This window comes from Luteibacter sp. HAY1-4A, assembly GCF_056755355.1.
In genome coordinates this window covers 24238-31104 of sequence record NZ_JBNDHZ010000052.1, presented here as the reverse complement: position 1 = coordinate 31104, position 6867 = coordinate 24238, and the positions used below count along the sequence as shown (strand labels likewise).

5 protein-coding genes are annotated in these 6867 nt (G+C 56.0%); all 5 read right to left on the bottom strand.

Annotated features, from left to right (window positions below; translation table 11 throughout):
- Window positions 1-287 precede the first annotated feature (287 nt).
- The 5 genes from ACPYOD_RS15875 to ACPYOD_RS15855 are packed head-to-tail and all read right to left on the bottom strand — an operon-like array spanning window position 288 to window position 6632.
- Window positions 288-2315, bottom strand: coding sequence for a GAP1-N1 domain-containing protein (locus ACPYOD_RS15875; RefSeq protein ID WP_481302681.1), 2028 nt, complete (start codon window positions 2313-2315; stop codon window positions 288-290).
- A 1-nt stretch (window position 2316) separates the two neighbouring features.
- Window positions 2317-3231 carry a TRAFAC clade GTPase domain-containing protein gene (locus ACPYOD_RS15870; protein ID WP_481302680.1) on the bottom strand — a complete coding sequence of 305 codons (915 nt, stop codon included), beginning with the start codon at window positions 3229-3231 and terminating at the stop codon, window positions 2317-2319.
- Window positions 3228-4244, bottom strand: a complete 1017-nt coding sequence (locus ACPYOD_RS15865) for a TRAFAC clade GTPase domain-containing protein (RefSeq protein WP_481302679.1) — start codon at window positions 4242-4244, stop codon at window positions 3228-3230. Before ACPYOD_RS15865 ends, ACPYOD_RS15870 begins: the two co-directional genes overlap by 4 nt.
- A 1-nt stretch (window position 4245) precedes the next feature.
- Window positions 4246-5316 (bottom strand): GTPase-associated system all-helical protein GASH, encoded by a 1071-nt coding sequence (locus ACPYOD_RS15860; RefSeq protein ID WP_481302678.1) that lies wholly within the window; start codon window positions 5314-5316, stop codon window positions 4246-4248.
- Entirely contained in the window at window positions 5313-6632 is a 1320-nt protein-coding gene (locus tag ACPYOD_RS15855) for a metallophosphoesterase (protein WP_481302677.1), read from the bottom strand. Before ACPYOD_RS15855 ends, ACPYOD_RS15860 begins: the two co-directional genes overlap by 4 nt.
- Window positions 6633-6867 lie beyond the last annotated feature (235 nt).

Genomic DNA, 6867 nt, shown 5'->3' with positions numbered 1-6867 from the left:
AGATGTGTATAAGAGACAGGTATCAGGTCGGCTTCTGTCGTGAAGACGGGATGCTGTTCAACGCCCTTTGCTGTCGCGATGCTCGAGACCACGCAAAATGCAGAAGTTGCCAGGGAAAAACGAAGCATCGGGATCCTTTCTATGCAAAATGGGTAATTGGGACGCAGCGGTCGTCACTATTAATTGGAACCTTCCGATCAGTTGGCTGCGTCTTTCACGGCTGCGCGTTGCCGCGCTCGGAGTGATGATCCCTAGCCGCCCTATCTAACGGTCGGCTCAGTCCCGAATCAGATACTTCGGATTCGGGAACGAGCCCGATGGTCACTCTTCATCAGCGCTTTAAGGTATTTCTTGCCGCCGTCTACCGATTTGATCGCGTCGACCAGCCAGCCCAGAAGGTGATCATTTGGAGTCAGTGCTTCGATCTGACCGAGAGAAAGTCTGTCGCGCAGCACACACGCCGCTACACCCATTCTTAATCTTAAGCACCTATCCCATCCTCGATATTCATCGAGGTGGGGAAGCACATCGTCCAATAGCTGCCATTGCCTAGACGTCAACTTGCTATAGTAGACATCCGAATGAACCTTATCGAAAACTCTGGATATGAGCCCGATCGAGCTGAGGGAATGTCCGCCCAATGCACGCGACATTAGGTAGCAGGATAGAGCCGTTGGTAAAGTCGCATCCTGCTCCCTCCTGATCAGTCCCAACCAAGGATCGTCTCCATACGCGTTGGGAATCAACGAAGGCGAGCTCGCCCGCGCGATCGCATCCCAGAACACAAGCGAGTTGGCAGAAACCCGATGAAGAAGGTCGGTTAGGATCCCTGGGTATCTCGTTGCAGTGTCGATCCATACGTTAGGCACATTGCCAACATCAACACCTGCAAGAGCCTCGACTACCTCGGATACATCACATGCCTCAAACACGGCTGGAACAATCGATGCGCTGCCGCGCATAATCGTAAATTCGATTAGTTTCCGGCGATCTTTGCTACTCAGACAAAGCGCCTGAACAAGGATTGAGTCAAGATCGCTACGGGGCAGTGATGAAACTACAGCAAGGTCGATGGCGTCGGGATATCGACTAACAACACGAGCGATCGTGCCATGCGAAAGGGTGAGCAATGCATCGCGAGGGGTGAGCTCGAGTAGTCCTGCAAGGTTCAGCGAGGTTTTTGTCGACAATGCGGCCGCCGCAGATTCGGCGGCGAATCTCCAAGCGTTCTCGGTAAGACGACTAATCGCTGCATCTCCTAGCGATTCCACGCCTGACAGTGTGATGCTCTCTAGCACACTCGGCCAATTCGCGCCCTCTCTTGGACCTCCGGTCTTGAGCGCAACAGAAGTGACTATTTCGGCCAACGGCGAACTATCTAAAACCAAACTGTGCTCGCGCAACAACTCTATTGAGGGATCAATTCCTAGCGCATCTGCCCGGCTAAGCAACGCATAAAGCTCGCAGAGAGGCGCGAACGCTGCGCGCCCGCCACTCAATCCACTACCGACTACCTTGAGAAATGCAGTTAGATTGGCGACGTGGAAGGGTCCCGCGGGCTCCTTGGACACCACATCCTCGACCGCGAGCTCCAGCCATCTGTGCGATAGACCATAGATTGGTTGCGCTGCATCGTCCCGCGAAAAACGCGGCCTGACGACGCTATGTGATTCACCCTTGACTTGAAGGTCAAACACCTCACCAGGCATCGACCGATCGTCAGAGACAAGCGTGCAGAAGCGAAACCCTCGACGCAACTTCGGCCATTGCTGCGACCAAACTGCGAGGACGTGCTCATCTGCCGAAAGTAGATCACGTCGATCGATAAAGACCTGATCCAGCGGTCTTAAGTAAAGCCTCTCTAAGAGATCCTTCACCGAGATCGGATCAAGTGGCGACTGCTTGTCGTTGCGCGGTTCGGCGGGCAGGAAGACTGGTAGCGTGTAGTCATGGATGCCATCGCTTCCCACAGTGCCCGCACTCGTCAAATATGGACGCGAGAAGAGACTGAGTAATGGACGCGCGTCGCCCATAACAGCAAGATCTGAAAAGGCGATTAAGAGTGTATGAGTCCAGACACATCCTGGGCGCCTCATTTCATCCGCCCGCCATGTGCGCGCGAGCGCATACATTCCAGACTCTGGAAGGGGATAGCCTGTGATGTAGCTGTCCGTCTGTCCGGACCAACTGGGTCCAGAGAGATCGCTCAGCACGAGGACACGCTTCTCGTCGCTAGGCGACGCGAAGGCTACCGAAGCGGCAATGCGGCGGTGACCGTCCCGGTAACCATGCAGCATCTGATGCAGCATGGTCATCCTAAGCACCTTTGCCAAGCAACCAGCTCAGCGGCTCGGTTAGGTCGCTTGATGAGTTGGCACCGTCTGTAACGACGACACGGTCGGATGCCCTCTGGTGCATCCGCGCCTTCAACGCACCTGCAGAGGGATTTGGGCTCCCTTCCTTGTCATATTGCGATCCCTGCGCGCTTATCCCCCACACCTTTGATTTCCACACGGCTGCATTGTTAGACAGGTACTGAGCGAGTAGTGGCAGATGGATGTCCAGATACTCCATGGGTGTTAACTCGTCTTCAGCGACGACATCCCAAGCTGAAAGCACTAAAGATAAGCGGCGAGGCCCAATGCTCAATGGAGCCTCTGCCAACAGCTGAAGAATGCTTACCAGCTGCACCTGAGTTGGTGCGGAGGTTGGCGACCACTGTAGGTGAGATGCTGGCTGCGCCTCGACGCTAGCAGCGGCGGCGGTTACGCCAGGGTGACTAGTACTAGACAGCGCATCCATCTGCTCAGCCAGCGCGTTCTCGTCGGTGACCCATCGAGGAGCCACGATCTTGCCAGCGTGAACGAAAAGAACGACGCCGGGCGACTTCATGTACTCGAGAAGTTCGGATGCGCAGACGCGGTGCTCCCACATATCCCGGAAATGCTCGCCGGGTGCATCGGGAAACGACAGCTCGATTGCTCCAAGCTCCGGCGCATCGAGTATGAACTGCACCGTTTGAGTACCTCCGGCGCTTGTTCGTGTCTGAAGGTATGCGGATCGCCACGTCTCTGAGATCCGATTCAAGTACCCAATATCGCCCTTGGGCAGCCTGACGTACTTCAGCGACGTCTCAATCTCCTGATTGAAAACTATGTGCCAGAACGCCGCAAGAAAAGTTGTCTTTCCGGACCCTGGAAGACCCACGACGACAATCGAGGAATCATTCATAGCACCGAGACCCGAGGCAGAGCATAGAGGTCGAATAGTCGACCGGTTGCGTGCGGCTCGGCCGACCTCCCCGGCGGAATACGCTTGTTCGATGCCCAATATGACGCTAACTCCGCGACACCGAAACCGCGCTCAACGCTCGTAGAGTGAGGTGAAGCGGCGACTGTAAATCCTGCGATGTCGCAACGCCCACCGAATCTCCTCTTTAACGCGTCAATCAATCGCGCAAATTCCTCGGCGACACGATCGGATTCACTAGTAGCGCTGATCGCGTCCCATTTTGTCAGGACGATTGCCACGGCTCTTCCTGCGAGGAATCCCTCGCGCTCTGACAGCGCCTGCAGGCTCATAGTTATGTTTGATGTCGTGTTCGCACGCTGCGCGCCGTCTATAAGGCGTGCACCATCAACGAGAAGAGTGATGACATCCGCTCTCGAAATCTCCGGGAAATCGGCCATCAGGGAGCCATCGTCTAGCGCATCCTTATAGTCTTCGCCCGACCGATCACCCAAGAACAATGCTAAGCGCCCTAAATTCGTGGCACCGCACACTTCTAGGTGATAGAAGGACACTCCTCCGCGCCGCGTCCTGTTTGTATGGGGTGTTGTTCTGCGAGACTGCGCCCGAGCGTCGTGGCACGCCTGTTCGAAGCCATGCAGGGTCTGCGAGCCTGCATATGTCATCTGGCCGAGTTTTCGCAACTGAAGAAGGTCGAACAAGGAAGCAATCAGGGATGTCTTCCCGGAATCATACGGACCAATGATGGCGACGACGCGCGCCTCCTCAGTACGAAGGAGGCGCGGCAGATCGGACAGTATAAGCGACGTCGCACTCGGCAATTTGACACCACTGATCTTAGCAGGCAACGCTTCGGATGCACTAGGCGAGTCGACCAACTCACGCCCATATTGGGGACAGACGTCAAGCGCTAACCCCTCGACACATTTCCCATCCTGACCAACGCGACATTGCGGGTTCGCGCATATGACTGAACTCTCCCCCACGATGACCATCTCAGGCACCCCTGGCAACAAGTCGCTCGAAGTAGATGTGCTTCGCGAGTTCGGCGGGCGTTACCGCGAAATCGGATGGAATCTTTGTCGCAGCAGCCCACGCTGGGATCCAGGCATCGTCATCACCAGTCTCGAACTGACGTGCGATCGCAAAATGAATCGGGAGCTTAAGGGCGTCGACAGTCACCCCCTTCAGCAACCACTCCTTGTAGGCGCGTGGAATCGCGTTCACGGTGGCTGTGATTCGTGAAGACCCCTCTGCGGGAAGACCCGCGCGAAACAGGAAGCCCTCGGCCGCTGGAAGCCCTGATTCAGTGTTTGTGCACATTGCTAGATCGACGGCTAGAACGCACGGGCGCTGGGCCTGGGGGATATCCGAAAAAGGCACGCCGGTAGAGGTGCTAGTCCCACCCATCAGCCACCAAAGCACTTGGAGTTCTTCGTCCTGCGCCTGAAGAAAGCTGTTTACCTGATTGAAAGCCGCCACTTGGCGTGCATGTGAATTTCTGAGAGAGGCCCGCAGCGATTCGGCGATCGATTCCATGAGGCCGTTCACGTCCTCGTTGCTTTTGTACGCCGTAAGCCCGGAGGAGAAGTCGACCTTCGGCTCTGGCACCATGTTTTCTAGCTGGGGGCGCTTACGGGTCTCGCGACTGAGCTCAGAAAGTGCACTGGTCGCGTCGTGCCGAATCGCGCTCCCTAGGTCCCCGCCGCGTGTGCCGAATGCGCTTGCCGTGTACATACTCAGCGCTACCCGGGATGCGTTGTGAGCACCTTCAGCTGCACGCACCAGCACGGCTCGCGCCATGAGGCGGTGGTCCTGTTTATTCGAGGCGTCGGCGAATGCTGGCTCCGACTGAACGAACGCCTGAAACAGGCGATCGTTCGCCCGTTGATCGGCTGCGGGCCAATCAAGAGCAAGGTGTAGGGCGCCTCGCAGTGTTTGTTCGTCCAGCGATTTGGCTGCACTGATGACTATCCGCCAGCGCTGTGAAAGGAAGTCTGCGTTTTCCTCCACAACTAATGGGGAGCAAAGCAACGAGAACCATTCGGGGGCCACCTGCGCATTCATCCTTCGTCCTCCGCACGTTCGATCTCATGGCCTAGCTGGTCTATGAGATTCATGCTTCCAATCTTCGTTAAAGCCCGACCAAATCGCTCGGGCTCGCTCAATGCAGCGTCCTTTGGATCCAGGGCGCCCAGCTTTTTGCAGATCGCCCGCCGCTGCTCACCGGTCAGTTGCCAGAACCGGAAAATGAAATCGCGTGAGGTCATTTCACTCATCTGCAGCTCGGTTGCGAAGCTCGTTACATCGTTGCCGCCGGCCGAATCCCGACCGTCGCCTTGATCACTGCGAGCACTTGCCTTTTCGTGCGATGCCGCTGCACTGTTTCTGCGACCGGCGTGCACTGGAAAGCTAACTTCGTAGGAATCGCTGTCATCGTCAGCAACGTGAGCGACGTATCGGTCTGGGCTTTGCCATCGTCGGAGATAGGCCTTCAGTTTGACTCGACGGGATCCATCGACCAGCTGGGCTGATGCCTCTATGAGGTTATAGCCCGGCTCGCCTTGTGCTTCGCGCCTATCGGGATTTACTGCAGCCGCGCTCAGCCGCATATACTTTTGTGTGATGCTGATTCGCTGCAGGTGCCGATGACCGAAAATCTGCAAGGAAGTACGATAATCGATGCTGTCGACGATACCAGCTGCATCACCGCACCATTCCGGCGGATGGTGCGCAAAGACTACGTTGACCACGTTTTCGTCGTTCTGAATTGCTGTTTGGAATGGGCTCATGTAGAGCGAGCCCTGGGCATCATCGTCTCCATTGCAGCCAGAGAGCATGGTTGAATTTAGACCGTGAATTCGAAGGTAAACCCCATGTTCCAGAGGCAGGTCCTGCCGCCAAGAAAGATTCTCAGGACCGTAGTGCTGGCAACCGTACTGGGCCGCAAACGTGTTATAGGCAGTTAGCGGCTTGAAAAGTGACGCTCGCGATGTCTCGTCCGAGAGGACCGATTTGAGCGCGAGCTCTTTATCCAAGGCCGAAGAGATTGATTTATGGACGTTCACAACATGTAGCTGCTTAGCAGTTTCCCTGTCGATGTCGTGATTCCCTGGGACTACGAAGATTCGGGAAACGGGACACCCGGCAACTTCCGCCAATTTGGAAAGCCATGCCTGAGCACATTCGTACTCCGCAGCGCTGCCTTTGAAGGCGATGTCGCCACCGACAAGAATTGCATCTATCTTGCCTAGCCGACCGACCTGTTTATCAACGTCGTCAAGCATCGCTTCGCGATAGATCAAATCTGGGTCTTGTTCTGGATTCGCACACTCGGGATGCTTAAAGTGAATATCCGAAATATGAAGCAGAAGCACGAGCATCGCCCTTGCGAGAGTTCACTGAAGCAGCATCGTTTCACGATGCCATAGGTACGGCGCCCCTTGGTCCTCGCCGCAGGCCAAATAGTATCAAGGTTTTAAAGGGCGGCTGATCTGGTCGGCGCCCACCACATGCTCCAACGTCTAGGGGAAATAGGCGGGTCAATAACTCCGCTAGGAGGCTCACGCCTTTGGCCTAGCTGAGGCTGGGGCAGGGGTGCGCGTCCATGGACAGTTT